Source organism: Ralstonia sp. TCR112 (assembly GCF_007997035.1).
GTDB lineage: Bacteria > Pseudomonadota > Gammaproteobacteria > Burkholderiales > Burkholderiaceae > Ralstonia > Ralstonia edaphi.
This window is the reverse complement of the sequence record NZ_VOSS01000030.1, coordinates 66,481-92,015: the sequence shown is the minus strand read 5'-3', so window position 1 is coordinate 92,015 and position 25,535 is coordinate 66,481. Positions and strand designations below refer to the sequence as shown.

27 protein-coding genes and 2 pseudogenes are annotated in these 25,535 nt (G+C 65.3%); 6 read left to right on the top strand and 23 right to left on the bottom strand.

The genetic code is table 11. The annotated features are described in order from the left end of the window. A partial coding sequence (locus FUT88_RS10945) for a PLP-dependent aminotransferase family protein (RefSeq protein WP_147215069.1) occupies positions 1-599 on the top strand: 599 nt, incomplete at its 5' end. A gap of 59 nt (positions 600-658) precedes the next feature. Here the strand turns inward: FUT88_RS10945 and slmA are convergent. From slmA to argB, 3 genes are read right to left on the bottom strand one after another with little or no spacing between them, the layout of a single operon-like run. Continuing rightward, entirely contained in the window at positions 659-1,309 is a 651-nt protein-coding gene (slmA, locus tag FUT88_RS10940; RefSeq protein WP_027678656.1) for a nucleoid occlusion factor SlmA, read from the bottom strand. Positions 1,310-1,354: 45 nt separating this feature from the next. Further along, complete coding sequence (locus FUT88_RS10935) at positions 1,355-2,212, bottom strand: HAD-IA family hydrolase (protein WP_147215067.1); 858 nt, start codon at positions 2,210-2,212, stop codon at positions 1,355-1,357. Continuing rightward, on the bottom strand, positions 2,212-3,138 hold the full coding sequence (gene argB / locus FUT88_RS10930) for an acetylglutamate kinase (protein ID WP_147215065.1): 927 nt from the start codon (positions 3,136-3,138) through the stop codon (positions 2,212-2,214). The genes FUT88_RS10935 and argB overlap by 1 nt, the downstream gene beginning before the upstream one ends. Positions 3,139-3,321: 183 nt before the next feature. Here argB and FUT88_RS10925 point away from each other — a divergent pair, with 183 nt between their 5' ends. Genes FUT88_RS10925 through FUT88_RS10915 form a run of 3 tightly spaced genes read left to right on the top strand, consistent with a single transcriptional unit; the run spans position 3,322 to position 4,382 of the window. Then, positions 3,322-3,915: a sigma-70 family RNA polymerase sigma factor gene (locus tag FUT88_RS10925; RefSeq protein ID WP_004628241.1), complete on the top strand. Its 594-nt coding sequence runs from the start codon at positions 3,322-3,324 to the stop codon at positions 3,913-3,915. Positions 3,916-3,957: 42 nt separating this feature from the next. Next, entirely contained in the window at positions 3,958-4,170 is a 213-nt protein-coding gene (locus FUT88_RS10920) for a zf-HC2 domain-containing protein (RefSeq protein WP_147215063.1), read from the top strand. After that, positions 4,167-4,382: a cysteine-rich CWC family protein gene (locus FUT88_RS10915; protein ID WP_147215061.1), complete on the top strand. Its 216-nt coding sequence runs from the start codon at positions 4,167-4,169 to the stop codon at positions 4,380-4,382. Before FUT88_RS10920 ends, FUT88_RS10915 begins: the two co-directional genes overlap by 4 nt. Here the strand turns inward: FUT88_RS10915 and FUT88_RS10910 are convergent, their stop codons facing one another. Then, complete coding sequence (locus FUT88_RS10910; RefSeq protein ID WP_147215059.1) at positions 4,383-4,604, bottom strand: hypothetical protein; 222 nt, start codon at positions 4,602-4,604, stop codon at positions 4,383-4,385. It lies immediately after the preceding gene. 46 nt (positions 4,605-4,650) lie between these two features. Continuing rightward, positions 4,651-5,145: a copper chaperone PCu(A)C gene (locus FUT88_RS10905; RefSeq protein WP_147215073.1), complete on the bottom strand. Its 495-nt coding sequence runs from the start codon at positions 5,143-5,145 to the stop codon at positions 4,651-4,653. A gap of 144 nt (positions 5,146-5,289) precedes the next feature. Here FUT88_RS10905 and FUT88_RS10900 point away from each other — a divergent pair, with 144 nt between their 5' ends. Together FUT88_RS10900 and FUT88_RS10895 are read left to right on the top strand one after the other, a co-directional pair. Beyond that, on the top strand, positions 5,290-6,636 hold the full coding sequence (locus FUT88_RS10900) for an ATP-binding protein (RefSeq protein WP_147215058.1): 1,347 nt from the start codon (positions 5,290-5,292) through the stop codon (positions 6,634-6,636). Positions 6,637-6,684: 48 nt separating this feature from the next. Beyond that, positions 6,685-7,263: a response regulator transcription factor gene (locus FUT88_RS10895; RefSeq protein WP_024977037.1), complete on the top strand. Its 579-nt coding sequence runs from the start codon at positions 6,685-6,687 to the stop codon at positions 7,261-7,263. 31 nt (positions 7,264-7,294) lie between these two features. Here the strand turns inward: FUT88_RS10895 and FUT88_RS10890 are convergent, their stop codons facing one another. The 18 genes and pseudogenes from FUT88_RS10890 to FUT88_RS10805 all read right to left on the bottom strand — a co-directional run bounded on the left by FUT88_RS10890 (position 7,295) and on the right by FUT88_RS10805 (position 25,535). Beyond that, a complete protein-coding gene (locus tag FUT88_RS10890) occupies positions 7,295-7,498 on the bottom strand; it encodes a CsbD family protein (RefSeq protein WP_024977038.1) in 204 nt (67 codons plus the stop codon). 79 nt (positions 7,499-7,577) lie between these two features. Beyond that, complete coding sequence (locus FUT88_RS10885) at positions 7,578-8,192, bottom strand: hypothetical protein (RefSeq protein WP_147215056.1); 615 nt, start codon at positions 8,190-8,192, stop codon at positions 7,578-7,580. Between the two features lie 211 nt (positions 8,193-8,403). Then, positions 8,404-9,735, bottom strand: a complete 1,332-nt coding sequence (hslU, locus tag FUT88_RS10880) for an ATP-dependent protease ATPase subunit HslU (RefSeq protein WP_102064171.1) — start codon at positions 9,733-9,735, stop codon at positions 8,404-8,406. Between the two features lie 26 nt (positions 9,736-9,761). After that, on the bottom strand, positions 9,762-10,298 hold the full coding sequence (hslV, locus tag FUT88_RS10875; protein WP_015856093.1) for an ATP-dependent protease subunit HslV: 537 nt from the start codon (positions 10,296-10,298) through the stop codon (positions 9,762-9,764). Positions 10,299-10,454: 156 nt separating this feature from the next. Beyond that, complete coding sequence (locus FUT88_RS10870; protein ID WP_147215054.1) at positions 10,455-12,056, bottom strand: ABC transporter substrate-binding protein; 1,602 nt, start codon at positions 12,054-12,056, stop codon at positions 10,455-10,457. Between the two features lie 100 nt (positions 12,057-12,156). Next, positions 12,157-13,464 (bottom strand): zinc metallochaperone GTPase ZigA, encoded by a 1,308-nt coding sequence (gene zigA / locus FUT88_RS10865; RefSeq protein WP_147215053.1) that lies wholly within the window; start codon positions 13,462-13,464, stop codon positions 12,157-12,159. A gap of 99 nt (positions 13,465-13,563) precedes the next feature. Beyond that, positions 13,564-13,983 carry an RNA polymerase-binding protein DksA gene (dksA, locus tag FUT88_RS10860; RefSeq protein ID WP_024977044.1) on the bottom strand — a complete coding sequence of 140 codons (420 nt, stop codon included), beginning with the start codon at positions 13,981-13,983 and terminating at the stop codon, positions 13,564-13,566. A 421-nt stretch (positions 13,984-14,404) separates the two neighbouring features. Continuing rightward, the gene (locus FUT88_RS10855; protein WP_147215051.1) at positions 14,405-15,484 is read right to left on the bottom strand and encodes a CobW family GTP-binding protein; all 1,080 of its coding nucleotides are present in this window, start codon (positions 15,482-15,484) and stop codon (positions 14,405-14,407) included. Next, positions 15,472-15,999, bottom strand: coding sequence for a Fur family transcriptional regulator (locus FUT88_RS10850; protein WP_147215049.1), 528 nt, complete (start codon positions 15,997-15,999; stop codon positions 15,472-15,474). The genes FUT88_RS10855 and FUT88_RS10850 overlap by 13 nt, the downstream gene beginning before the upstream one ends. A gap of 96 nt (positions 16,000-16,095) precedes the next feature. After that, entirely contained in the window at positions 16,096-17,334 is a 1,239-nt protein-coding gene (locus FUT88_RS10845) for a lactonase family protein (protein WP_147215047.1), read from the bottom strand. A 12-nt stretch (positions 17,335-17,346) separates the two neighbouring features. Next, a pseudogene (locus FUT88_RS10840) lies at positions 17,347-18,872 on the bottom strand (FAD-dependent oxidoreductase). A gap of 152 nt (positions 18,873-19,024) precedes the next feature. Continuing rightward, positions 19,025-19,522 (bottom strand): annotated as a pseudogene (locus FUT88_RS10835) (metal-dependent hydrolase); the annotation flags it as partial. Positions 19,523-19,600: 78 nt separating this feature from the next. Continuing rightward, a complete protein-coding gene (locus FUT88_RS10830; protein WP_147215045.1) occupies positions 19,601-20,794 on the bottom strand; it encodes a class I SAM-dependent rRNA methyltransferase in 1,194 nt (397 codons plus the stop codon). Positions 20,795-20,833: 39 nt separating this feature from the next. Further along, positions 20,834-21,820, bottom strand: a complete 987-nt coding sequence (gene xerC / locus FUT88_RS10825) for a tyrosine recombinase XerC (RefSeq protein ID WP_147215043.1) — start codon at positions 21,818-21,820, stop codon at positions 20,834-20,836. Positions 21,821-21,834: 14 nt separating this feature from the next. Then, positions 21,835-22,524 carry a DUF484 family protein gene (locus FUT88_RS10820; RefSeq protein WP_045787719.1) on the bottom strand — a complete coding sequence of 230 codons (690 nt, stop codon included), beginning with the start codon at positions 22,522-22,524 and terminating at the stop codon, positions 21,835-21,837. Between the two features lie 14 nt (positions 22,525-22,538). Continuing rightward, complete coding sequence (gene gatB / locus FUT88_RS10815) at positions 22,539-24,005, bottom strand: Asp-tRNA(Asn)/Glu-tRNA(Gln) amidotransferase subunit GatB (RefSeq protein ID WP_147215041.1); 1,467 nt, start codon at positions 24,003-24,005, stop codon at positions 22,539-22,541. 85 nt (positions 24,006-24,090) lie between these two features. Then, positions 24,091-25,053 carry a dienelactone hydrolase family protein gene (locus FUT88_RS10810; RefSeq protein ID WP_147215039.1) on the bottom strand — a complete coding sequence of 321 codons (963 nt, stop codon included), beginning with the start codon at positions 25,051-25,053 and terminating at the stop codon, positions 24,091-24,093. After that, the gene (locus FUT88_RS10805) at positions 25,053-25,535 is read right to left on the bottom strand and encodes a hypothetical protein (protein ID WP_147215038.1); all 483 of its coding nucleotides are present in this window, start codon (positions 25,533-25,535) and stop codon (positions 25,053-25,055) included. Before FUT88_RS10805 ends, FUT88_RS10810 begins: the two co-directional genes overlap by 1 nt.

Genomic DNA, 25,535 nt, shown 5'->3' with positions numbered 1-25,535 from the left:
CCGATGCGTGGATCGTCGAAGACGATTACGACAGCGAATTCCGCTACGGCAGCCGCCCGCTGCCCTCACTGCAAGGGCTGGATGAAGGGGGGCGCGTCCTCTACATGGGCACGTTCTCGAAAGTGCTGTTCCCGAGCTTGCGGATCGGCTATCTGGTCGTGCCGCCCGCGCTGGCCGATGCATTTACGACGGGCTTGTCGGAGATGTTCCGCGGCGGCCAGATTCTCACGCAGGCGGTGCTGGCGGACTTCATTGCGGAGGGCCATTTCGTCTCGCACATCCGGCGCATGCGCGGTGTGTATGCGGAACGGCGTGAAACGCTGCTGGCTTCCATCAACCGCGAGTTTGGCGACGCGCTGCCCGTGCACGATGGCGCGTCCGGCCTGCATCTCGTGCTGGGCTTGCCGGCCGGCACCGACGATGTGGCCGTGGCGGATCTGGCGCTCGCCAACGACGTCGTCACGCGGCCGCTCTCACGGTATTACCAGGACGATGCGCGCCGTCTGCCTGGGCTGCTGCTGGGCTATGGCCACGTGGAAACGGAGCAGATTGCCGCGCGGTTTCATACCTTGGCGGAAGCGATACGCACCGTGGGCTGACCTACGGCGCGCGCAACAAAAAGCCCCGCATTGCGGGGCTTTCTTTTAGATGATGCGGCTCAGGCCAACAGCACGCGCAACTGCGCATCCGCACCTTCCACCGGAGACTTCCGGAAACCGCTCTTTGCATACCGATGCCAGCGCCCCAGCACCGCGCAGACGAGCAGGTTGGCACGCGACGCGATGTCGGTATCCGCCGGCCAGGCGCCCTGCGTGACCGCCATGCGCAGGCTCTGCTTGAGCGATGCCTCGATGCGATCCAGGCATTGCGCCATGCGCTCGGGCAGGCGCTCGTCTTCGCCGACCAGCGCATCGCCCACCAGCACGCGCGTCATGCCCGGATTCTTGTCGGCAAACGACAGCAGCATGTGCGCGATGGCATGCGCCTGCCGCAGGCCATGTTCTTCACGTAGCGTGATCTGATTGATGAGGCCGAAGACGGTCTGCTCGATGAATTCGATCAGCCCTTCAAACATCTGCGCCTTGCTGGCGAAGTGGCGGTACAGCGCCGCTTCGGACACATCCAGCCGTGCAGCCAGCCCAGCCGTTGTGATCTTTTCACCACGCGGATGCTCGAGCATGCCGGCGAGCGTCTGCAGAATCTGCACGCGGCGCTCGCCTGGGCGGGGCCGTTTGCGTACTGGCGGTGCTTCTATGGCGACGTCCGCGACCGGCTCGGCGGTCGGAAACTCCGTTTGCGCGTTGCTCATGACTTCCTGGCCCCTCTCCCGTTCTGAGCGCGGAGTTACCACTGCCTAGCCGCGTCGAACAAGCCTTCGTTTTAGTTGAAGCACCGATTTTACTTTCACGCTCACATAGCCGGGCCGGTTGGCGAACAAAATCGGTGTGGCGGCCGGTTGATGTGGTGAATTTGCACGCGCGCCAACGGCCGCAGCTTGCATTGGATGCAATGCGTCGGCAGCGGACGTCGGCTGCACGCCGGGCGGCACCCGCCGCAGGTAGCCCGTCACCCACACCGTGCCGATCCCCAGGCGCCGATAGCGTTTGAGGTGAGAAAGCGTGTCTTCGACGAGGATGGCGCGCGATGGCGCAATACGCTCGCGGGCGAGCAAGCGGCGCAGCATCAGCGGATCGGGTTTCGGGCGCAGGCGCCGGTGCACCCACATGTGCTCGACGGCAATTTCGCGCAGGAACGCGCGTTTCAGGCCGATCAGCCGCAGCACCTCGCGCGCGTAGGCAACCGGGGCGTTGGTCAGCAGGATCTTGCGACCGGGCAGGGCGCGCAGCAGTTGGGCGAGGCCGCGTTCGGCGCGCACCATGGCGCGCAGGTCTTCAAAGCGGTGTGCCTCGGCCAGGAAATCATCGGGGTCGACGCCGTGATGGCGGACCATGCCGAGAATCGTGGCGCCGTAGCGGCGCCAATAGTCCACACGCACCTGGCTGGCCGTGGCGTCATCCGTGCCGAGCACGCGCGCCACGTACGCCGTCATCAGCCGGTTGATCTGCGGAAAGATCGCGTGGGAAGCGTGGTGGAGGGTGTTGTCGAGGTCGAACAGCCAGACCGGCTGCCGGGCGGGCGCGGAGCCCGCCGGCACCTCGCGCGGGAAGGTGCGCGCAGCATGACGCACCCGCACCGCCCGGGTGGTTCGCATCAGTGCGAGCGGATCATCGTGCCGAACGCCTGTTCGGTGAGGATTTCCAGCAGCAGCGAATGCTCGATGCGGCCATCGACGATGTGCACGGAGTTCACGCCGCTCTTGGCAGCATCCAGCGCCGACGAAATCTTCGGCAGCATGCCGCCCGAGATCGTGCCGTCGGCAAACAGCTCGTCGATCTCGCGCGCCGACAGATCGGTCAGCAGGTTGCCCTGCTTGTCCATCACGCCCGGAATGTTGGTCATCATGACCAGCTTCTCGGCCTTCAGGATCTCGGCCATCTTGCCGGCCACGACGTCGGCGTTGATGTTGTAGGCCTGGCCTTCGTCAGAGAAACCGATGGGCGAAATGACCGGAATGAACGCGTCGTCCTGCAGCGCCTTGACCACGGCCGGGTTGATCGTCTCGATATCGCCCACGAAGCCGATGTCGATGAACTCGCCCGGCTTCTCCCGGTCCGGCATCTTCAGCCTCTTGGCGCGGATCAGCCCGCCGTCCTTGCCGGTCAGGCCGACCGCCTGGCCGCCGTATTGGTTGATCAGCATGACGATGTCCTGCTGGACTTCGCCGCCGAGCACCCACTCGACCACTTCCATGGTCTCTTCGTCGGTCACGCGCATGCCCTGGATGAAGGTGCCTTGCTTGCCGACCTTCTTCAGGGCTTCGTCAATCTGCGGGCCGCCGCCGTGCACCACCACCGGGTTCATGCCGACCAGTTTGAGCAGGATCACGTCGCGCGCGAAACCGTGCTTCAGCTTCTCCTCCGTCATGGCGTTGCCACCGTACTTGATGACGATGGTCTTGCCATGGAACTTGCGAATGTAAGGCAGGGCCTGCGCAAGAATTTCAGCCTTCAACGCCGGCGCAATGTGTGCGAGTTCGGGGGCGAGGCCAGCAGGGTCGGGGGCAGCAGAAGCGGTCATGACGGTGACATCCGGGAATGGGCGGATTGAGGCGGGTATGATGGAGCGCCGAATGTCGCGTGCCGCACAAAATGCAGCAGCCCATTTTCGGCAGGCGCGATTTTACAAGAAAAGCTAGCGCGGTCCTGGCCGCAGCTTGCGTGCCTGACAAACCGTTGCGGACAAAGAACACCCTGGGGAAACATGGCCATCGCACCCGACCAACTCGACGCGCTGCGCCCTCACCTGCTGCGGTTTGCGCAACTGCAATTGCGCGACACGGCCCTGGCAGAAGACACGGTGGCCGACACCATCCTGGCCGTGCTTGAGCACCCGGAGCGCTTTGCCGGCAACGCCTCGCTCAAGACTTACGTCATCGGCATCCTCAAGCACAAGATCATCGATGCGATTCGCTCGGGGCGCCGCGAAGTGCGCGTCTCGCTGCTTGCGGGCGGTGAATCCGACGAGGCCGGCATGCGGTCCGACGAGGCTGTCTTCGACAGCCTGTTCGCCGCCGACGGCCACTACACCAGCCCGCCGTCCGACTGGGGCGACCCGGATGCCGCGCTGTCGCGGCGCGAGTTCTTCGACGTGCTGCAGATGTGCGTTGATCGGCTGCCGCCACGTGTTGGCCGCGTCTTCATGATGCGCGAGTGGCTGGAGCTCGAAACCGACGAAATCTGTCAGGAATTGCAGATCACCGCGACCAATGCCTGGGCACTGCTTTACCGTGCCCGCATGCGCCTGCGCGAGTGCCTTGATCTGCACTGGTTCGGCAATCAGCCCGCCGCCGCCTGAATCGCCCGTAGGCGCACCTAAGCCGCATCACAGAGAACAACCATGCCGAACCGCTGGGGATTGCCCACCTGCAAAGAAGCCCACCGCATGCTGGTGTCGAAGATGGACCGCGACCTCTCCACAGGCGAGCGGCTGCGCCTGCGCGTGCATCTGTTTGCCTGCGATGCGTGCACGCGGTTCTCGCATCAGATGGGTTTTTTGCGCCAGGCGATGCACAAGCTTGGGCAAGACGAAGACGGGAGCAGCCAAGGGTGACCTCGTCTGCCGCCAACACGGTATGCGCGGTCTGCGGCGCACAGATGCGCTGCGGAGCGATCGGCGACGGTAAGCAGCCCGACGCGACGTGCTGGTGCATGACCGAAGAAACGCTGCCGGCCAGCGCGCGGCGCCCCGGGCAGGGCTGTCGCTGCCAGCGTTGCCTGCGCGAAGCGATTGCGCAGGCGCGGGCAGCGTCTGAAGCGACCTGATCAGTCTTTGTCTTGGCTGTCGTCGTCCAGCGTGCGGAGGGCGCGGCGGACCTCGGCCCGGCCGCGCTGGCGCTCTGCGTGACCGCCTTCGGTGTGGGCGCCGGCCTTGCGGCCGCGCGCGAGCGGCACGAGAACGTTGCGCGGGCGCGCAGTGCCGGCCTTCGTTGAAGGCTCGATGCGGAACGTCAGTCTCTGGCGAGTGCCCAGTGTCTTGTTAGCCATGGGAATGCTTCCTTGCTTGGCTTGAAGCGACACTCGCCGCAAGCCATCAATGTTTGTGTTCGCCGCCGTGGTTCATGGCGGGCATGTTGCCGGCGGTCAGGTCGCGCACACGCGCCTCGACCTTCTGCTCGACGACGCGCTTGTCGGCCAGCTCCACCTTCAGCGTGAGCGGCACGGTGGCGTCCTTGGCGAGCGGCTGCTTGAGGTCCATGAGCATGACGTGGTAGCCGCCCGGCTTGAGCTGCACCGTCTGGCCCTTCGGCAGCTCCAGCGACTGGACGGCGCGCATGCGCATGACGTTGCCTTCCATCTTCATCTCGTGAATCTCGGCCGTGCCGGCCACGGGCGTCGACACGCCCACCACCTTGGCACCGTCGGCCGATTGCAGCGTCATGAACGCGCCGCTGGACGTCTGGCCCGGCACCGTGCCGCGCACCCAGGCGTCCTGCACCGTGACCTGTGCGAAAGCGGCGGCGCTGGCAAGCAGGCCAGCAGCAAGCACAGTCAGGCGAGCGGAAGAACGGATCGATCGGGACGTCATCATCAAGGGCTCCTGTCGGGACAAACGTGCTGCGCATTAAAGCACAGCGTTTGTGGGGAGATAGGTTGGGTGCACAATTGTGCGGCTGATTGACGCATCGCCGCACGGAGAACCGCGCGGTGCGCACGTTTACACTTGTCCACCATGCTTTCCACCCTGTCTCTTGCCGCGCCACTGCTGGACGCATCCAGTCTGCGCCGCCTCTTCTGGCTGCGATGGAGCCTGCTGGCCACGCAGTTGGTCCTGATGCTGCTCGCACCGCTGGTATTTGGCGTGCAACTGCCGGTGGTGCCGCTGCTGAGCGTGATGGGCCTGCATGCGCTGTTCAACCTGCTCACCGGATGGCGGGTGCGGCGCAACCGGCCCGTGCAGCATATCGAGATCACCGTTCAGCTGCTGGTGGACCTGACCGCGCTGTCCGCCCTGCTGTATTTCACGGGGGGCGCGACCAACCCGTTCGTCTCGTTCTATCTGCCGGCGCTGGCGATTGCTGCGGCCATGCTGCCGATCGCGCATGTGGTGGGCCTGACGCTCTACGCGCTGGCCGCCTACAGCATGATGCTCGGCAACTACATCCCGCTGAAACTGGCAAACCAGGCCGATGCGGTGGCGTATCACCTGGCCGGCATGTGGATCGATTTCGTGGCCAGCAGCGCGATGATCGCCGGCTTTACGGCGCGCCTGTCCGCCGCGCTGCGCGAGAGCGAGGCGCAGCTGACCGAAGCACGCGAGCGACTGCTGCGCGAGCAACGCATCGAAGCCTTGATGTCGCAAGGCGCGAGCGTGGCGCACGAGATGGGCACGCCGCTGTCTACGGTGGCCGTCATCACCGGCGAGCTGCAGCACGACGCGAAGCAGCCCGATTCTCCGCTCGGCCCGTACCGCGAAGACCTGCGCGCCATCGAACAGCAGCTCGAACTGTGCCGCGCCGCCCTGGCGCGCCTGCAGCGCAAACCCAGCGACGGCGGGCCCGAACCGCTTGGCCAATGGCTTCCGGATTTCACGCAGACATGGCAGTTGCGGCATCCGGACATCCGCCTTCACACTGAGACGTCGCCTGCCGCGCAAGCGGTGGCGTTGGATGCAGTGAACGTCGGCCAGATCCTGACCATCCTGTTGGACAACGCCGCCCGCAGCCAGCACCACGCCGGGCGCGACCTCGTGCCGCTGCTGCTGACCGCCAAGATCGACGCCAACCCGGACGTGCTCCGCGATATGCCGCCGCAGATCGTGCTGTCGATCGTGGATACGGGGTTGGGTCTGCCGGAAGACCTGCGGACGTCGCTCGGCCGCACACCGGTGCCCAGCCGCCACGGCGGTCACGGCATCGGACTGTACCTGGCCTCGACCACCGCGCGCCGCCTGGGTGGTACCGTGGTGCTGCGTCCGAACCCGCCGCAAGGCGCCATTGCCGAACTCCGACTGCCGGTCGGCGGTCCGATGGAACACGCGGCCGCGCCCATCATGGGCGCGCCCACCCTCTTCACATAACGAGACGGCCTGACGCAGCCCCGTGCGCGTACGGCCCCGGAGAACACCATGCAGCAGCCCGCCCCCTTTCTGATCCTCGACGACGACGATGTCTTTGCGCAGACACTGGCGCGCGCGCTCACGCGGCGCGGCTTTGCTCCGCAGATCGCCCACACCGGCGGCGAGGCGTTGGCCCTGGCGCGCCAGACGCGGTTCTCGTATGTCACCGTCGATCTGCATTTGGCCGCCAGCGACAAGGGCCTGATGCCCCATGGCGGCACGGATTCCGGCCTGCATTGGATTGCCCCGCTGCGCCAGGCGCTACCCGACGCGCGCATGCTGATCCTCACGGGCTACGCGAGCATTGCCACGGCCGTGCAGGCGGTCAAGCTCGGGGCTGACGAATACCTGGCCAAGCCGGCCAATGTCGATTCGATTCTGCTTGCGCTGCAGGTGGGCGTGTCTGAAGCCGTGGCCGAGCAGACCATGGAAAACCCAGCACCGCTGTCCGTCGCGCGCCTGGAGTGGGAGCACATCCAACGCGTGCTGGCTGAACACGGCGGCAATATCTCCGCCACGGCGCGGGCGCTGAACATGCACCGGCGCACGCTGCAGCGCAAGCTGGGCAAGCGACCGGTCGCCAAATAAGCGCCGGCCGCGAGGCTACATCAGCGCGGCATCACCAGCGGGTGTCGCGCTCCCACGCCTTGAGTTCGTCTTCGGCGCGCTCCTTCGTGTAGCCGTAACGTTCCTGGATCTTGCCGGCAAGCTGGTCGCGCTTGCCGCGGATCACGGTCAGGTCATCGTCGGTGAGCTGGCCCCACTTCTCCTTGACCTTGCCCTTGGCTTGATCCCATTTACCTTCGATCTGGTCCCAGTTCATACGTCCTCCGTTGCGAGTGAGAGATTGAAACAAAACATGGGCGACCCGCAGGCCGCCCGTGTCGACCTTTCAGGGTGGCTTACTTCTTGAACTTGGCAGCCACGTCGTTCTGGCACTTCGTCTTGGCATCGCCCGACATGGCGTCGCAGCGCTCCTTCGCGGCCTTGTAATTGGCGTCGTTGGTGTCCTTGACGGCATCGCGGCGCGCTTCGCTGACGTCCTTGGCGTCGCCGGTGGCCTTGGCATGGCTCACTTCGTCGCCGGCCTTGGCACGCGTGTAGGCAGCCTTCGCGTCCTTCACACAGGTGTCCTTTTCGTTGCCCTTCATGGCATCGCACTTCGTCTTGGCGACGTCGTAGTCGGCCTCCGCCTTTTCCTTGGCGGCGCGGTTGCGGGCGGCTTCAGTGCCATCGCGCTCCACCATCGCGTTGGCTTTGGCGACGTTGTAATCGCCCTTGGCCTGCGCGCGGCAGACGTCGCGGTCATTGCCCTTCATCGCATCGCACTTGTCCTTGGCGGCCTTGTAATTGGCATCGGCTTGTTTGACGGCACTGTCGTAAGCGGCGCGCTTGGCATCGTTCGGTGCGGAGGCACCGGCGGGGCCGGTCGGCGCGGGAGTGAGTTGGGCGTGGGCAATGCCCAACGGGGCGCAGGCGAGCACGCAACACAGGGCCAGGCGTTGGATCGGTTTCATACGCTTCTCTCCTTGTCGTGATTGGAATCGCGCACGCCAGGTGCGCGGCGCGCATTGTCTGTGCGGCACCACCTTCTTCAGCAGATAACGGACCCGACCCCGGGTGATTCTGAGCAAACCCTTGCTGCGCCTAGGTTTGCGGCCTCCAAAGAAAACGCCGCATCGTCTCCGATGCGGCCCGAAATGCATATGGAATGCGTTGCTTACATGCTTACAGCACGTAGCGCGACAGATCTTCGTTGCCCGACAGCTCGTTCAAGCGCTCGTCGACGTACGCGGCGTCGATGGTCACGGTCTCGCCTGACGATTTGTGCGCATGGAACGACAGGTCTTCAAGCAGCCGCTCCATCACCGTGTACAAGCGGCGAGCGCCGATGTTTTCGACCTTCTCGTTGACCGAGCAGGCGATCTCGGCCAGGCGGTGGATACCGTCTTCGGCAAACACAAGGTCGACACCTTCCGTCTTCAGCAGTGCCTGATATTGCTTGGTCAGGCTCGCGTCCGTCTGCGTGAGAATCGCCCGGAAATCCTCAACCGACAGCGAATCCAGCTCCACGCGAATCGGGAAACGGCCCTGCAGTTCGGGAATCAGATCGCTCGGCTTGGACAGATGAAACGCGCCCGACGCGATGAACAGGATGTGATCGGTCTTGATCATCCCGTACTTCGTGTTGACGGTCGTACCTTCCACCAGCGGCAGCAAGTCACGCTGCACGCCCTGGCGCGATACCTCGCCGCCGCCGTATTCGCTGCGGCTCGCGATCTTGTCGATCTCGTCCAGGAACACGATGCCGTTCTGCTCGACGTTGGCGACCGCCTTCTGCTTCAGCTCATCTTCGTTCACGAGCTTCGCGGCCTCTTCGTCGATCAGCAGCTTGAAGGCTTCCTTCACCTTCATCTTGCGACGGTTCTTTTTGCCCTGGCCCAGGCCCGCGAACATCGAGCGGATCTGCTCGGTCATGTCTTCCATGCCCGGCGGTCCCATGATGTCCATGCTGGGCACGCCGGCCGACACTTCCAGTTCGATTTCCTTGTCGTCGAGCTGGCCCTCGCGCAGCTTCTTGCGAAAGGTCTGGCGCGCGGTCGAATCCTTTTCTTCCGGCTGCGCAAAGCCGATGTCGCGGGGCGGCGGGATCAGCACGTCAAGGATGCGATCCTCGGCCGCATCTTCGGCCTTGGCGCGCACCTTCTTCATCTCGGATTCGCGCGTCTGTTTGACCGCCATCTCGGCGAGATCGCGCACGATGGTGTCAACGTCACGGCCGACGTAGCCGACCTCCGTGAACTTCGTCGCCTCGATCTTGATGAACGGTGCGTCGGCCAGCTTGGCGAGGCGCCGCGCGATCTCGGTCTTGCCCACGCCGGTCGGCCCGATCATCAGGATGTTCTTGGGCGTGATTTCCTGGCGCAGCGGGTCTCCCACCTGCTGGCGGCGCCAACGGTTGCGCAGCGCCACGGCCACAGCCTTCTTGGCCTTGTGCTGGCCGATGATGTGCTTGTCGAGTTCGGAGACGATTTCCGACGGCGTCATGGTTTCAGACATGGGAATCCTGTCGATGGGGGCGTTCGTTATTCGAGCGTCTCGATCACGAAATTGGTGTTGGTATAGATGCAGAGTTCGCCGGCGATCCGCAGCGATTTTTCCACCACATCGCGCGGGGCGAGGTCGGTGTTCTCCATCAGGGCCTTGGCGGCCGATTGGGCATACGAGCCGCCCGAGCCAATGGCAGCAATGCCGCCTTCGGGGTCCAGCACGTCGCCGTTGCCGGTGATGATGAGCGTGGCTTCGCGGTCGGCGACGATCAGCATCGCCTCAAGGTGGCGCAAGGCGCGGTCGGTGCGCCAGTCCTTGGCGAGATCGACGGCGGAGCGCAGCAGGTTACCCTGATGCTTCTGCAGCTTGGCTTCAAAACGGTCGAGCAGGGAGAAAGCGTCGGCGGTGGCGCCGGCGAAGCCGACCAGCACCTTGCCGTCGTAGATGGCGCGCACCTTGCGGGCCGAGCCCTTCATGACGATGTTGCCGAGCGTGACCTGCCCGTCGCCGCCGAGCGCAACCTGGTTGCCGCGCCGCACGCTGACGATGGTGGTGCCGTGATACTGTTCCATGCGCTTGTTCCTAGGGTCCGGCTTGGCGCGGCCCCCAGCGGGCCGGCCAAAGAACTTCATACTTGACGCCAGCCCGGAGGATTTCAAGCCTGATTTCCGCCACAACGCACACTTTTTGTGCGCCGGAAATCGCTTCTTACGCCGTTTGCTCCCCGCTTAGCGCGTGACGTCGAAGGCGTAAGTGCGCTCATCAAGACGCGGCATCACCGTGTAGCCCTTGCGCGCCGCCCACACGTTGATGTTGAAGTAGAGCGGAATCACACCGTAATCGCGCATGCCGATTTCCGTGGCTTCCTGCAGGAGCCGCTCTCGCTTGCTGTCGTCCAGGGTCTGCAGCGCTTCGGTCAGCTTGGCGTCGAGTGCTGGGTTCGAATAGCGCCCGCGATTGGACGCACCCCAGCCACGCGCCGGGTCGTACGTCGCCAGCAGCGCTTTCAGGCTGGAACTGGCTTCACCCGTATCCGCGCCCCAGCCGGCCTGCAGGAACGAAAAGTCCAGCTTGTTCGCCCGCGTGAAGAATGACGCCGACGGCAGCGTCTCCACCTTGGTGGCAATGCCAACCCGGGAAAGCATCGATGCGACCACCTGCGCGACGCGGTCATCGTTCGGATAACGGTTGTTGGTGGCGTGCAGCGTGATGGCAAAACCATCGGGGTAGCCGGCCTGGGCGAGCAGCTTCTTCGCTGCGGCCGGGTCTGCCGCGGGTGCCTTCAGGCCAGGCACGTGGCCAAACAACGCGCTGTTGACGAGTTGCCCGGTCGGCTCGGCCGCGCCTTCCATCACGCGGTCGACGATGGCCTGGCGCGAGATCGCCAGCGAGATCGCCTCGCGCACGCGTGCGTCCTTGAGCGGATTCTTCGGCAGTGGCTTGCCTGCCTTGTCGGTCACGAACGGCGACACATCGCGGTTCGAATCCATATGCAGATACATCATGCGGAACACCGGCATCTTGAACACCGTCACCGCCGGGTTGGTCGACAGCTTCTTGATGTCGGAACTCGGCACGTTCTCGATGACCTGCACGTCGCCAGCCAGCAGCGCCGCCACGCGCGGTGCGTCCGCCGTCAGAATGCGCAGCGTCACGTGCTGCCATTGCGGCTTCTTGCCCCAGTAACCGTCGAAGCGCGCGAGTTCCACGCGATCGCCCCGGCTAAAGGAGACGAACTTGTACGGCCCGGTCCCGACCATGGCGCGGCCATTGTTGAAGTCGTCCGGGCCAGCTTTTTCAACGGCTTTTTTCGACACCATGTAGATAGTCGACAGGTCGTTCGGCACCAGTGGGTACGGGCCGTTCGTGGTGATGCGCACGGTCAGCTTGTCGACGGCCGTCACCTCCTTGAAGCCCCGCGTGTAGATCGTAAACGGCGACGGGCTGTTCTTGATGGTGGCCGGGCGCGCCAACGAATAGACGACGTCGGCCGAGGTGAACTCGCTGCCGTCATGGAAGTGCACGCCCGGACGCAGCTTCACCTCCCACACCGTATCGCTCAGGGCTTTCCACGACATGGCGAGGCCGGGCTTCATGCGCATCTTCTCGTCCTTGGCGATCAGCGCCTCGAACATATGCTCGGCAACGTTCGAATTGGGCGTGACGTTGTGGAAGTGCGGATCGAGCGATGTGATGTCGCTCGACAGCCCAATCACCAGCGTGGAGGCCGGCTGGGCATGCGACGCGATCGGCGTGAGCGCCGAAAGCGCCGTGGCAAAAGACAGCGCTGCGACCAGGTTTGCGGCGCGCAGCAGACGCAGGACCGGCATGACGACTCCCCGATGGTTCGTGACGAAAGCAAAACGTTCGGGGATTGTCAGGACCGGACGACGCCGGTGTCAACGTCGATGAAGCAGGGGGTCTGCGTGCTCAGTGATGGTGCCCGCAGTCGCAGTCGTCACCGTGTTGGTGATCGTGATCGTCGTCGCCGTCGTCATCGTCGTGGTCGTCGTAGGCCCACGCCGGGAATGGATCGGGCAGCGCGGCCCACGCTTCGGGCCCGGCGGCCAATTCAGCGTCGGTCAGCAGGCAGGTGTCGAGTTGCGCGATGAGCGCAGCTTCGTCCAGGTCCGTGCCGATAAACACGAGCTCCTGACGGCGGTCGCCCCACTGCGCGAGCGCACCGTTGTCGTGCATCTTGTCCGCGATGTCTGCACGGGCTTCTTCCTCGTCGGGCCACTCGGCTTCATCGACCGCAGCCCACCAGGCGCCCGCGCCGCCGTGGCGCATGACGCCGCCCGCCTGCCCCCAGCTGCCCGCCGTGTCCATCCGCGAAGCGAGCCAGAAATAGCCCTTCGAACGCAACACGCGGCCGTGTTCGCGCAGCCACTCGGTATGCATCAGGTCCCACAGGCGCTGCGGATGAAACGGCACCCGGCGGCGATAGACAAAACTGCCGATGCCGAGCGCTTCAGTTTCGGGCACATGTTCGCCGCGCAGCTCGGCCAGCCACGCAGGCGCCGCCGATGCGGCATCGAAATCGAAACGATGCGTATTGAGGATTTCGTCCAACGGCACCTTGCCGAACGATGCCGGCACGATGCGCGCCCGCGGGTTCAATGAATGCAGAATGCCGGCGAGGCGTTCGCGCTCGGCGTCGCTCACGAGGTCGATCTTGTTGAGCACGATCACGTCGCAAAACTCCACCTGTTCGATCAGCAAGTCGACGACGGTGCGGTCGTCGTCTTCGTCGCGTGCCTGGCCGCGATCGGACAGAAAATCAGCGGCGTCGTAGTCGGCCAGGAAGTGCTGCGCATCAACGACGGTGACCATGGTGTCCAGCCGCGCGAGGTCCGACAGCACGTCGCCTTCAGCATCTTCAAACGTAAACGTCTCGGCAATCGGCAGCGGCTCGGCCACGCCGGTCGATTCGATGAGCAGATAGTCAAAGCGGTCTTCACGGGCCAGGCGCGCGATCTCGTCGAGCAGGTCTTCACGCAGCGTGCAGCAGATGCAGCCGTTGGACAGCTCCACCATGCGCTCGTCGGTGCGCGAAAGCTGCGCACTGGTGGCCGTGCCATCACCGACAAGCTGCGCGTCGATGTTGACGTCCGACAGGTCGTTGACGATCACGGCCACGCGCTTGCCCTCACGGTTGGCGAGCACGTGGTTGAGCAGCGTGGTCTTGCCGGCGCCCAAAAAGCCGGACAGCACGGTAACGGGAAGCGGACGGGACATGATCAGCGGCCTCGGTTCGTGGCCAAACAAAGCAAACAGCCCGGTGAGTTACCGGGCTGCCAAATCAAATGAATGCGTCAGACAAATGCGACGCGTGCGTCAGTCACCCATCAACTTCTGGCGCTTTTCGCGGCGCTCCTGCGCCTCCAGCGTCAGCGTGGCCGTCGGGCGAGCCAGCAAGCGCGGAATGCCGATCGGCTCGCCGGTTTCGTCGCAATAGCCGTAGTCGTTGGCATCGATGCGGGCGATCGACTGTTCGACCTTCTTGAGCAGCTTGCGCTCGCGATCGCGCGTGCGCAGCTCCAGCGCGTGCTCCTCTTCGATGGTGGCACGGTCTGCCGGGTCCGGCACGATCACGGTCTCGCGCAGGTGCTCGGTGGTCTGGTTGGCGTTCGCGAGAATTTCGTCGCGCATTTTTACAAGCCGGTCCTTGAAGAAGGCGAGCTGCGCCTCGTTCATGTAATCCTTGTCGCTCATCTTCAGGATTTCGGCTTCGGTGAGTAGTTTCTTGCTGCTCATGGTTGCTGCAGATGATCCTGGTAAATCGCGCGCCGTCTCGGCTGTCGCGTCGTCCTTGCGCGGGGATGCGTCGGACTCATTCTGGCTGGCGGCGGACTTGCCGCCCCGCGCGCCTCCTTTTGCCTCTCCCGCAGCGGCGCCCCCTGCCGCTTTTTTTCGGGTGGCTGGCGCAGCCTGGGCTGCTGCCGACTCCATGATGGACCGCCCGGCACCGCCGTTGGCGCCGCGTCCTTCCTTGGTCTTAGTCACCATCGCCTGCTCTCCTATCGGACGTGCTTCGGACGACGTGCTTCTAAATCGACCTATTGTAGCTGAACGATATTAACTGAACTATCGGAGAAACACGGACAGGAAATCCGGCCCGGATTCTGCCTGAAAGCGCGCGGCGGGGCCACCCAAAAGGAGGGGGAAAGCGGTCGGATCAGGCCAGACAGTTCTCCAATCCTTTCAGAATCGTTTCGCGCGGCAGGTCGACACCGATGAACACCATCCGGTTGGAAGGGGTCTCGCCGTCCCATTTTCCGCCCACATCGCTGCCCATGAGCTGGTGCACGCCCTGGAATACGACCTTGCGGTCGACGCCTTCCATGTAGAGCACGCCCTTGTAGCGCAACAGCTTCTCGCCGTAGATGTTCAGCACGCCGGAGAGAAACTCCTCCAGCTTGGTGTAATTGAACGGCCGTTCGCTGCGGAAGACGAACGAGGCGATGCGGTCGGTATGGTGCGCATGCCCGTGATGGTGGTGATGGCCGTGACCGTGGTGCTCATGATCGTGGTCGTGATCGCAATCGGCCGAGCAGGCGTGGTCATGATCGTGATCGTGGTTGTGATCATGACCGTCTTCGCGCAGGAAGTCGGGGTCGATCTCCAGCTTGGCATTCAGATTGAAGCCGCGCAGATCGAAGATGGTGTCGATCGGCGCGTCGCCAAAATTGGCGGTGCGGATCGGGGCGCGCGGGTTCATGTGCAGCAGGCGGTGGCGCAGCGCGTCAACGTCTTCGGCGGACACCAAGTCGCTCTTGGTGATGAAGATGGCGTCGGCAAAGCCCACCTGGCGCTGCGCCTCTTCCTGCTTGTCGAGCTGCATGTTGCCGTGCTTGGCGTCGACCAGCGTGATGACGGCATCCAGCAGGTAGCGGCTGGCGATCTCGTCGTCCATGAAGAACGTCTGGGCAACGGGGCCGGGGTTCGCAACGCCGGTGGTTTCGATGACGACGCGATCGAACTGGATCTGGCCGTTGTCGCGGCGCGTGAGCAGATCGGACAACCCCTTCACCAGATCGCCGCGGATGGTGCAGCAGATGCAGCCGTTGCTCATCTGCACGATCTGCTCGTTGCCGTCCTGCACGAGGATGTCGTTGTCGATGTTCTCTTCGCCGAACTCGTTTTCGATCACGGCGATCTTCATGCCGTGCTGTTCGGTCAGGATGCGCTTGAGCAGCGTGGTCTTACCGCTGCCGAGAAAGCCCGTCAGGATGGTGACCGGGATCATTTTGGACATGATGCGTTTCCTGTCTTGTGATGAGACGCCAGATGCCCGCAATCCGCGCAAGCGCCCTTGATGGTGAGTTCGGCATGGTCGGCTGCGAAGCCGGCGGGCAGGGCGGCCTTGGGCATGGCCGGCGGCTCGGCACCCTCCAAGCAGAAGTCGCGCCCGCATTGCGTGCAGTGGAAGTGACTGTGCGAGCGGTGCGCCGCTTCGCGCGCGGCGTCGTGCTCGGCCAGGCTGAAGCGGAAGACACGATCGGCCCCGGCCGTCTTGTGGACGATGCCGCCTGCCACGAGCCAGTCGAGCACGCGGTAGACCGTCACGCGGTCGATGCCGGAGTCGTCCGGCAGCGCATCGCATACCGCCTGGTGCGAGAGCGCATCGGCGCCCTGCATCAGCACGGCCAGCACGCGCACGCGGGGCTCGGTCACACGGCTGCCCAGGCCGCGCAAGCGTGCGCGGGCAGCCTCTTCAGGCGAACTGGATTGCGAAGTGGCGAGATCGTCGCGCGGGGCCGGCGTGTTCATGCGCGGGATTGTCCCACGGGGCGCGGGTTGCTGCAATTGAGTTGCAATTGGGCGGCCTTGCACCGCCCAGGGTTTCTTTTCGCGCGGCGGCAGCGCCTATGTCGCAAATGCCAGACACACCGGCGTCGGCACCTTCGCCACCACCGCCGGCTGGTCCAGCTTGCCGGTTTGCCCGTCGATGCGCAGCCGCAGGATGGTGTCGCCCTTCTGGTTGAGCACGTAGAGGTGGCTGCCGTCGGGCGCCATCGTCATCGCCCGCGGAAAGTGCACGCCCTCGCTCCAGTATTGAAGCGGCGCGAGCCTGCCTGAGGCATCGATGCTGAATGCGGCCACGCTGTCGGCCAGCGGGTGGTCGGACTTCAGCTTCCGGTTGCTGGCGTAGAGGAACCGCCCGGACGGGTGCATCAGGATCTCGGCGCCGCTCTTCTGGCCGGTGTAGTCGGCAGGGGTGGTGGAAATGCGCTGACGCTCTTCCTGCACGTGGCCGGTGGCGGGGTCGTAACCGTGACAGGCGACCGAGCCTTCCAGTTCGTTGATGACGTAGAGCAGCTTGCCTTGCGGATGCAATGCCAGGTGGCGCGGGCCGCTGCCGGGCTTGAGTTGCGCACGGTCACGCGGGGCAAGCTTGCCGCCCTCAATGGCAAACACGTTGATGCGGTCGGTGCCCAGGTCGGTGCCAATCACATGCTGGCCGGTGGTGTCGAACAGCATCATGTGCGCGTGCGGCGCCTCCTGTTCGGGGCGGGGGCCGGAGCCGGTGTCCTTGAAGATGCCGGAGACGGTGCCGAGCTTGCCGTCCTCGCCGATCGGCAGGAGGTTGTACGCGCCGCCGCTGTAGATCGACACGCACAGGTGCTTGCCATCCGGCGACACGACCACGTGCGCCGGGTTCGTGCCCGACAGTGACAGCGGCTGGCGGTTCAGCAGCGTCAACCTGCCGTCGCGCGCGTCGATCGCATAGGCCTCGGCGCTGCCGTTCGGCCGGCCTTCGTACACCTCAAGTTCGTTGATGGCGTACAGGAACCGCTGATTCGGGTGCACGGCCAGGAACGACGGATTGGCGCTCTCGACGACCTGCACCTGCGTCCACGCATCGCCGCGCGGTGCCAGCACATAGATGCCGCGCGCGGCCGGGCCACCGGCGGTGCCGCCCGGCGCGTTGAACGTGTACGTACCGACATAGGCAAAGCGGGGAGCGCGTGCATTGCCTGCGGGCTGCGCGCCCGACGCGGCGGGTTGCTCGCCCGCCTGGGCCATGACGGTTTTGGGAAGAGCGCCCAGCAAAGGCAAGCTACCGGTCCACTGCATGAAAGTTCGACGAAGACGATTGGTCATTGGATGGCTCCATCAAACACGCACGGACATGGCGTGGTGGAAGATGTTGTTCGGATCATACCGGCGCTTCACATCCTGCAGAAACGCGTACAGGTCGCCACTGCCGTAGTAGAGCTGCGGCCAGAACGGGTAGGCGAGCATGTCGACGTCGGGGTAGTTGATGTAGCAGCCCTCGTACCGGTCGCCCGGGTACGGCGTGCCGCTGTGCGGCGCGGGCACATCGGGCGCGCCGTAGACGTCGCGATAGAAATCGCTGATCCAGCGCAGGTGGCCGGCGTCATCGGTCGCGGACGTCCAATACGTCTGGTACTGCAGCTTCATGATCGACGCCCGCTGCGGCACGGCGGTGTCGCCAATGCGCTCGGCCTTGTTGACGGCGCCGCCGTATGAATCGACTTGCAGCAACGACTGGCTCAGATCGACGCCCGGCATGGTCCGCGTGAGGTGGGCGTAGATACGCTGCGCCTCGCGCGCCGTGAAGCCGCGCTTCATGTAGGCCGATTTGTACTTGCCGCGCTGATTGGCCCCCGAGCCGTTCAGGTACTGCGTGGCCGTCAGCCAGTCGTATTGCACGATGGTGTGCGGCTTGGAGCAGAGCAGTTGCCCCACGCCCTGCTTGTGCGCAGGGCCGTAGCCGGGCGGGCGCCCCTTGACCGGCGTCGGCGCGCAAGCCTGGAAGCGGCCCAGAAAATCATTGAGGACGGAGAGATCGCGGCACGTGCGTCCGGGTTGCAGAACTGCGTGAGCAGCACGATCTGCCCCGACGATTTGTGCGTGAGTTTGAGCAGCGAGAACATGCCCCACGTGTCCGGATCCTTGCCGCGCGTCTCCCAGTACTCGCCGTAGATGCGCAGCAGTTCGGCAAAGCGCTGCGGCGTCATGGTCGCCCAGTCGAACGCCACGGTGGCGAGCGCCACTTCCTGCGGCGCCTCGGGCAGCTTGGCGAAGGTGTAACCCGTGATGACGCCGAAGTTGCCGCCGCCCGCGCCGCGGCATGCACGAAACAGATCCGGATCGTGCGCCGCGTCGACCGTGCGGGCAGCCGCCTTGCCGGTTTTGTCCACGGTGACGATGTCCACGGCCGAGAGCCAATCCACCGTCAGGCCCTGCAGCCGCGAAAGCAGCCCGTACCCGCCGCCGCAGATATGCCCGCCCGCGCCCACCGAATAGCAGGAGCCGCCGGGCAGCGTCACGTTGCGGCGCTTGTACAGCTCCAGGTAGCCGTTCCAGTTCTGCGTGCCGGCCGGAATGCGCACCGACCCGTCGGCGCGCACTTCGGGCGTGGCGAGCAGGCTCAGGTCGACGATCGTGCCGTCGGGGTTGTTGGAGACGAAATCCTCGTAGCAATGTCCGCCGCTGCGCACGGTCGGGCGCTGGCCCGCGTTGATGATGCGCTGCACGGCGGGCGCCACGTCGTCGGGCTTTTCAATGAGGGCGATGCGGCTCGCGGCCTGCGCGTCCGTCGACGGCCAGCGCAGGTTGAAGCCATGTTTGAGCGTGTTGTAGCGAGGGTCTTTGCGCGTCACATCCAGTGTCATCGACGACTCCCGGTGAGGGCGTTTGCGCAACGCTTGCGCAAACGGAGTTGGATTCGGACGCATGGCGTCCGGCGGTTCCAACTTAGTCGTTCGCGGGCCCGGCTTCCATCAGACGATGTCGAGGCGATCGGCTCATCGCGCCACGTGGGCGAACCAGCCCACACCCGCGTTGCCGTGGCCGCCCACAGCGGCCGCACCAGCCAGCATGCCGCGACCCACGCCAGCGTCACCACGATCAGGTCGCAGCGGCCGCTCTTCCACAGGTTCAGCGAATGGCGCCCCCAGATCCAGGGCACACCCAGCGGATTGGGCCAGTCCGCCAGCAGGTGCATCAGCCCACCGCACGCGAAGCCGAACAGCAGCGGCGCCCACAGGTGCGCATGGCCCAGCGCCTGGTACGACAGAACAAGCACCGCCAGCCAGCCGATGCCCCAATGGGTGGCGGTGCGGTGCGTGATCCAGAGCCGGCGCGCACGGGTCCACCAAGCCACTTCCATCCAGTCGGGCGCGGTGCTGCCGGCCACCGCCGCGCAAAACGCCAGGAGGCTGCCGAGATGTTCGAGGGAAGTGTGCGAAGCCTGTGCGACGAGGGTGGCGGCAATCAGGCCTGCTGCCCAACCCGTCGCGTGATGGGCAGCGTTGGAAGCCATCGACGTGATGCGGAAAGCGAAGGACGGCATCTTCGCAATGGCGGCTTGCCGGGACAAGCCAAAAATTGCGACAAATTGCTAGCCGACTTGCAGCAGCAGGCCCTTGAGGTATTCGCCTTCCGGGAAGCTCGTCAGCAGCGGGTGGTCGACGCCGCCCGCCAGCCGGCGCTGGATGCGCGCCGTCACCTTGGCATCGGCCGCCGCACCCGCGACGATCTTCTGGAACAGGTCTGCGTCGATCGCGCCCGAGCACGAATACGTAAACAGCAGGCCACCCGGGCGCAGCAACTGCATGCCGACAAGGTTGATCTCCTTGTACGCCCGCGCCGCGCGATCAACCTGCTGCGCCGAGGCCGCAAACTTGGGCGGATCGAGCACGATCAGGTCGAACTGGCGGCCTTCCGCGCGGAAGTTGCGCAGCGACTTGAAGACGTCCGCATCCAGCCACTCGGCGCGCGCCGGATCGAAGCCGTTGAGCGTGACGTTGCGCTCTGCCACCGCCAGCGCCTCGCCCGACGAGTCGATCGACACCACCGAGCGCGCCCCGCCCTTGAGCGCCGCCAGCGAAAACCCGCCGGTATAGCAGAAGCAGTTCAGCACATCGCGATCGCGCGCCAGGGCGCCGACGAGCGCGCGGTTGTCGCGCTGGTCCACGTAGAAGCCGGTCTTGTGGCCTTCGCGCACGTCCACGTAATAACGCACGCCGTGCTCGGTGGCGGACAGATCGGCGGGCGGCTCGGCGCCGGCCAGCACACCGGTCATCTGCTCCAGGCCTTCGCGCTCGCGCACGCTCACGTCCGACCGTTCGTAGACGTTCGGGCAACCCGTCTCTTTGATGAGCGCGGCGACGATCGCCTGCTTCCAGTGCTCCACGCCCGCGGCGCTGAACTGGCAGACGAGCTGGCCCGCATCACCTGTGCCGTACTGATCGACGATCAGGCCGGGCAGGCCGTCGGCTTCGCCCATGACGAGGCGCACGGCGTCGGTGTCGTGCACCCACGCGCGGCGGTACGCCACGGCCGCGGCAATGCGGCGCTTGAAGAACGCGTGGTCGATGGGCTCCGATTCATCAAAGCTCCACACGCGCGCGCGAATCTGCGAAACGGGGCTGAACGCGGCGCGCGCCAGAAACTGGCCGTTGTGCGCGCGCACGATGACGGTCGCGCCGGAGGCCGGCTTGCCCTCCACGCGATCGATGGCGTTGGCGAAAATCCACGGGTGCCGGCGCAGCAGCGAGCGCTCCTTGCCGGGCTTCAGAATCAGGGTTTGCATACGACTGGGGATGGGGTGCCCGATGGCTCGGGCAATGCGCTACTTCTTTTTTGCGCGGGGATGCGCCTGATCGTAGATCTTGGCCAGGTGCTGAAAATCGAGCGAAGTATAAACCTGCGTGCTGGCAATGCTGGCGTGGCCGAGCAGTTCCTGTACCGCGCGCAGATCACCGGACGACTGCAGCATGTGCGTGGCAAACGAATGCCGCAGCACGTGCGGATGCACATCCGCCGGAACACCCGCCGCGATGGCGTTGCGCTTCATGCGCAATTGAATCTGCCGCTGCGCCAGCCGCTTGCCGCGCGGCGAGAGAAACAGCGCGTGCGCGTCTTCGGGTGCTGCGTCGGGCTTGGCAAGCTGCTCGCGCACCGCCAGCCATGCAGCCAGCGCCTCCGCCGCCTTGGTGCCCACCGGCACGGTGCGCCGCTTGCTGCCCTTGCCGAGCACCTGTACCTCGCGCGCCTCCAGATCGAGCCAGCTCGCCGATTCATACACGCCGGCCTTCACGTGACGCAGGTCGAGGCTGACCAGCTCAGAGAGCCGCAGGCCGCATGAATAGAACAGCTCGTTGACGGCGCGGTCGCGCACCGTCTCCGCATCGTCGCCGGGCAGTTGCTCCATCAGCGCGACAGCCTGCTCCACGGACAACGCTTTCGGCAGCCGCTTCGGGCTCTTCGGGGCGCGCACGCCATCGACGGGATTGGCGGTGACGGCGGCATCGCGCAGTGCCATCCATTTGAACCAGCCGCGCCACGCCGACAGCGCCCGCGCAATGCTGCGGCCCGACAAACCGTCGCCGTGCAGCTGCGCCATCATGCGGCGGATATGGTGGGACTGCAGTTGCGTGAGATCGACGTTGGCGGCGTGCTGGGCACCGAGGCGCTGCAGCACGGCCAACTCGCGGGTGTAGCTCTCCAGCGTGTGGGGCGAGAGCTGCCGCTCGAACTTCAGCGCGTCAAGGTACGCCGCAATCTGCGGATGCGGCGGCCGAGCGCCATGGTCATCGGCGGATGCAGATTGCGGCATGCGGCGGGCTGCGCTCAGTCGCGCAGGCGGTTGAGCGCGGCAGCGGCCAGTTCGCCGATCTGCGCAAGGTAGGTCGTGCCCATGCCGTCATGGAAGCGACGGGCGTCCGGCGAACCCAACACCAGCAGGCCGAATGCCGGCGCGGCGCTGGCATCGGCATCGCCACGCACCGGCACGCGCAGCGTGACGATCGCGAGCGATTCGATCGGCGCGCCGCCGGTATCCGACGTATCCAGCCAGCCGGCCGCTTCAAAGCCGGCATTGGCGCCGCAATACGGGGCGCGCAGGCCCGCTGCAAACAGGCGCACTTCCTCGCTCACGCCCTGCGCGACTTCCAGGTGTGCAAATTCTTCGCCCACCTGCCACACGCGCAGCGCCACAGCGGGCACGTCAAAGATTTCGCGCAGACCATCCTGCACGGCGTACGGCAGCGCATGCGTGTCAGCCTCGCCGAGCAGGCGCGTCGTCCAGGCGTGCACGCGCTGCTGCGTGCGGTCGTTCTCGTTGCCGTGGCGCATCAGGTCCGACAGCTTGAGTTCGAGGTGCTTGTTCTTGTCGCGCAGGATCTCCATCTGGCGCTCCTGCAGCGACACCGCGCGGTGGCTGTGCGGGCTCGTCAATTGAATGGCGGCCAGCAGCTCGGCGTGCTCTTCAAAGAAGGCCGGATGCGCCTGCAGGTAGTTGGCGACGTCTTGTGCGTTCATCGTGGAGGTGCTCATCAGGCTGCGCCGAGTTTCTTCTTCAGCAGTTCGTTGACTTGTGCGGGGTTGGCCTTGCCGCGCGTGGCCTTCATGGCCTGGCCGACCAGCGCGTTGAATGCCTTCTCCTTGCCGGCGCGGAATTCCTCGACCGACTTGGCATTGGCGGCCAGCACGTCGTCGATGATCTTCTCCAGCTCGCCCGAATCCGACATCTGCTTCAGGCCCTTCTCGGCGATGATCGCGTCGGCATCGGCGCCGTGTTCGCCGGCCCACATGGCGGGGAAGACGTCTTTCTTGGCGGTGTTGTTGCTGATCGTGCCGTCGGCAATGCGCGCCAGCAGCTTGGCGAGCTGCGCAGGCTTGACCGGTGCGGCATCGATTTCCAGGTCGGCGCGGTTCAGGTTCGAGGCGACCTCGCCCATGATCCAGTTGGCCGCGGCCTTGGCGTTGGCAGCGCCGGCATCCGCCACGACGGCTTCGAAATACGCAGCTGTCGCCTTGGTGGCGGTGAGGATGCTCGCGTCGTACTTCGGCAGGCCGTAAGCCGATTCGAAGCGTGCGGCCATGGCGGCCGGCAGTTCGGGCAGCGTGGCGCGCACGCGCTCGATCCAATCGTCGCCAATGACGAGCGGCAGCAGGTCCGGGTCGGGGAAGTAGCGGTAATCCTGCGCGTCTTCCTTGCTGCGCATCGAGCGCGTTTCCTTGCGGTCCGGATCGTACAGGCGCGTTTCCTGCACCACGGTGCCGCCGTCTTCGATCAGTTCGATCTGGCGGCGCACTTCGTAGTTGATCGCCTCTTCCAGGAAGCGGAACGAGTTGAGGTTCTTGATTTCGCAGCGCGTGCCGAACGGCGCATCCGGGCCCGGGCGCACCGACACGTTGGCGTCGCAACGGAAGCTGCCTTCCTGCATGTTGCCGTCGCAGATGCCCAGCCACATCACCAGCGCGTGCAGCGCCTTGGCGTAAGCAACGGCTTCGGCCGCGCTGCGCATGTCGGGCTCGGTCACGATTTCCAGCAGCGGCGTGCCGGCGCGGTTCAGGTCGATGCCGGTCATGCCGGCAAAGTCTTCGTGCAGCGATTTGCCCGCATCTTCTTCCAGGTGGGCGCGCGTGAGCTGCACGGTCTTCTCATAACCGGGCTGGCCGTTCTTGCCTTCCACCTGGATGGTCAGCGTGCCGCCCTGCACCACCGGAATCTCGTACTGGCTGATCTGGTAGCCCTTGGGCAGATCGGGGTAGAAGTAATTCTTGCGCGCAAAGATGCTCTTGGGCGCGATCTTGGCGCCGATGGCCAGGCCGAACACGATGGCGCGCTCGACGGCGCCCTTGTTCAGCACCGGCAGCACGCCGGGCAGCGCCAGGTCAACGGGCGCCGCTTGCGTGTTGGGCGCCGCGCCAAAGGCGGTGGACGCGCCGGAGAAAATCTTCGAGACCGTCGAGAGCTGCGTGTGCGTCTCGAGGCCGATCACCACTTCCCATTGCATGTTGCGTGTGTCCTGTCGATTGTTGTGGTGTGAATGTCTAGGTACTCAGGTGTTCAGGTATTCAGGTGTTCTTGCCTGGCTGCGATCAGGGATGCGCCGCATCGAGCCACGCCGCGAGCTTCGCAAACGCGGCCTCGCGCGCTGCCGGATCGCCGCCGACCGTGACCGTTCCGTAGCGACGTCCCTTTGGGATGCCGTTGCGCTCCTTGACTGCTGCCGTGCCGTCAAAGCCGTGATACGCGCCGCCAAACATGTCCAGCTCGAAACGCGCCTGCGGCTGCCGCGCCAGGACGGCGGTCTGCAGCGCCTGGCAGTGATCGGCCGGCGTCCAGTCGTCGTCGCCGCCAGCCAGCAGCAGCAATGGCGCGTTGAGCCGATAGTCCGGCCGCTTCTGTGCCGACGCACAGCCCGGATAGAACGCCACCGCGCGATTGACGGCAGGCGTATCGGCCGGCCAGGCGCGGCTGGCATCCACCGCCTCCAGCACGGCCTGCGCACCGTTGGACCAGCCGAGCAGCACGATGCGGCGCGCATCCACGCCAGGCTGCCCCGCTACCCAGCGGATCGTGGCCAGCACGTCGGCGCGGCGCACGGCACCGTTGATATCGCGCGTGGCGGTGCGTTCGGTGCAGATGCCGTGCGGTTTGCCGCGCGGGCCGAAACTGTCCGGAAACACCACCGCGTAACCACGCGCGCCAAGCCACTGCGCATAGCCGCGATACCGCGAGCCCAGCGCCTTGGCATCTGCCCCGGCCTGCGTATAGAGGCCGCTGCAGCCGTGCAGCGCGATCACCACCGGCGTGCCGGCCGCTGGCGCCTTGAGCGGCGACGCGACCCAATAGCCGGTCACCGTTTGCGGTGCATCCTCGGCGTCTTTCACAGACGCACGCGGAATCTCCACCGTCTGCACGCCCAGCTCGGCCGACGACGGCGCACGCGCCGCCGGCATATCCGGCAGGGCGCCTTCGGCGTCGGGCGTCGGCTGTGCAGCGGCGTGCAGCGCCAGGGCGCAAGCCAGCGCCGCGACGACGCGAAGCGATAGGCGCATCACCGGGCATTCCGGGCGCATTGGCCCGTTTGCGGGTCGAACATCACCGGCCAGGCTTCTTCATAGATGCCGGGCGTGCAATGCGCTTCGCAGTTGGCATGTGCCAGCGTGACGCGGCGCGGGTCCTGCCAAACCATCAGCGTGCAATTGCCGTAGCGCTCGCGCAGCTCGATGCTGGGGCGGCGCTTGGTCTGCTGGAACGTCGACAGGTCGAATTGACACGAACCGCGCCGGCCGACCCACAACTGCCATTGCATGGCGTTGACGTTGTTGTCGGCCACGGTAAGCGTCGCCTGCTCGCGGAAGCCGTCTTCTTCGGTCTGGCTGCAGTAGCCGTTGATGTCGATGCGGCGGTCGGAAATCGGCGGCGGCTTCGACGGCCGGCTGATGCCCGGAATCGACGGCAGCGGAATCGGCACGCACGCCGCCAGCAGGCCGGCGGCAAGCGCCAGCCCGAGTGCAGTGCGGATGCGGTGGTTCAT

Coding starts and splice junctions, on each gene's coding strand:
- slmA (WP_027678656.1), bottom strand. CDS start 1,309: ATGAGCAACGCGCAAACGGAGTTTCCGACCGCCGAGCCGGTCGCGGAC.
- FUT88_RS10935 (WP_147215067.1), bottom strand. CDS start 2,212: ATGCGAACCACCCGGGCGGTGCGGGTGCGTCATGCTGCGCGCACCTTC.
- argB (WP_147215065.1), bottom strand. CDS start 3,138: ATGACCGCTTCTGCTGCCCCCGACCCTGCTGGCCTCGCCCCCGAACTC.
- FUT88_RS10925 (WP_004628241.1), top strand. CDS start 3,322: ATGGCCATCGCACCCGACCAACTCGACGCGCTGCGCCCTCACCTGCTG.
- FUT88_RS10920 (WP_147215063.1), top strand. CDS start 3,958: ATGCCGAACCGCTGGGGATTGCCCACCTGCAAAGAAGCCCACCGCATG.
- FUT88_RS10910 (WP_147215059.1), bottom strand. CDS start 4,604: ATGGCTAACAAGACACTGGGCACTCGCCAGAGACTGACGTTCCGCATC.
- FUT88_RS10905 (WP_147215073.1), bottom strand. CDS start 5,145: ATGACGTCCCGATCGATCCGTTCTTCCGCTCGCCTGACTGTGCTTGCT.
- FUT88_RS10900 (WP_147215058.1), top strand. CDS start 5,290: ATGCTTTCCACCCTGTCTCTTGCCGCGCCACTGCTGGACGCATCCAGT.
- FUT88_RS10895 (WP_024977037.1), top strand. CDS start 6,685: ATGCAGCAGCCCGCCCCCTTTCTGATCCTCGACGACGACGATGTCTTT.
- FUT88_RS10890 (WP_024977038.1), bottom strand. CDS start 7,498: ATGAACTGGGACCAGATCGAAGGTAAATGGGATCAAGCCAAGGGCAAG.
- FUT88_RS10885 (WP_147215056.1), bottom strand. CDS start 8,192: ATGAAACCGATCCAACGCCTGGCCCTGTGTTGCGTGCTCGCCTGCGCC.
- hslU (WP_102064171.1), bottom strand. CDS start 9,735: ATGTCTGAAACCATGACGCCGTCGGAAATCGTCTCCGAACTCGACAAG.
- hslV (WP_015856093.1), bottom strand. CDS start 10,298: ATGGAACAGTATCACGGCACCACCATCGTCAGCGTGCGGCGCGGCAAC.
- FUT88_RS10870 (WP_147215054.1), bottom strand. CDS start 12,056: ATGCCGGTCCTGCGTCTGCTGCGCGCCGCAAACCTGGTCGCAGCGCTG.
- zigA (WP_147215053.1), bottom strand. CDS start 13,464: ATGTCCCGTCCGCTTCCCGTTACCGTGCTGTCCGGCTTTTTGGGCGCC.
- dksA (WP_024977044.1), bottom strand. CDS start 13,983: ATGAGCAGCAAGAAACTACTCACCGAAGCCGAAATCCTGAAGATGAGC.
- FUT88_RS10855 (WP_147215051.1), bottom strand. CDS start 15,484: ATGTCCAAAATGATCCCGGTCACCATCCTGACGGGCTTTCTCGGCAGC.
- FUT88_RS10850 (WP_147215049.1), bottom strand. CDS start 15,999: ATGAACACGCCGGCCCCGCGCGACGATCTCGCCACTTCGCAATCCAGT.
- FUT88_RS10845 (WP_147215047.1), bottom strand. CDS start 17,334: ATGACCAATCGTCTTCGTCGAACTTTCATGCAGTGGACCGGTAGCTTG.
- FUT88_RS10830 (WP_147215045.1), bottom strand. CDS start 20,794: ATGCAAACCCTGATTCTGAAGCCCGGCAAGGAGCGCTCGCTGCTGCGC.
- xerC (WP_147215043.1), bottom strand. CDS start 21,820: ATGCCGCAATCTGCATCCGCCGATGACCATGGCGCTCGGCCGCCGCAT.
- FUT88_RS10820 (WP_045787719.1), bottom strand. CDS start 22,524: ATGAACGCACAAGACGTCGCCAACTACCTGCAGGCGCATCCGGCCTTC.
- gatB (WP_147215041.1), bottom strand. CDS start 24,005: ATGCAATGGGAAGTGGTGATCGGCCTCGAGACGCACACGCAGCTCTCG.
- FUT88_RS10810 (WP_147215039.1), bottom strand. CDS start 25,053: ATGCGCCTATCGCTTCGCGTCGTCGCGGCGCTGGCTTGCGCCCTGGCG.
- FUT88_RS10805 (WP_147215038.1), bottom strand. CDS start 25,535: ATGAACCACCGCATCCGCACTGCACTCGGGCTGGCGCTTGCCGCCGGC.